This window comes from Alienimonas chondri, assembly GCF_013036045.1.
Lineage (GTDB): Bacteria > Planctomycetota > Planctomycetia > Planctomycetales > Planctomycetaceae > Alienimonas > Alienimonas chondri.
Genome location: NZ_WTPX01000034.1, coordinates 1 through 299, shown reverse-complemented (window position 1 = coordinate 299; position 299 = coordinate 1). Strand labels below are relative to the sequence as shown.

Annotated in this window: 1 protein-coding gene; it reads right to left on the bottom strand. The window is 69.2% G+C overall.

All coding sequences use genetic code 11. The annotated features are described in order from the left end of the window. Positions 1–299: molybdopterin-dependent oxidoreductase (locus LzC2_RS07240; protein WP_171185312.1), on the bottom strand; the 299-nt coding region annotated here is incomplete at both ends.

The window sequence follows — 299 nt, the reverse complement described above, 5'->3', positions numbered from 1 at the left end:
TGATCGGCGCTCAGCGGCAACCCGTCCGCCGTGTCGCACAGCAGGGCATGCGGAGACAAAAAATCCGCCAGCGGCAGGTTCGTCGTCCAGTTCTTCCCGCCGACCTGATCCGCCCCGCCGGCGATCACGAAGCGTTCGTTCGTGCCCTCGCCCGTCGGCCAGCCGGCGAGGTCCGCGATCGTCCGCGTGCTCACGCCGCCCCACGTCGTGCCCAGCCGGCTCCACCGGGTCACGCAATGGAAGTCCGCGAACACCTCGGTCCGCGGCAGTTTTGCGTAGGCGTCCCAGTCCAGCGTCAG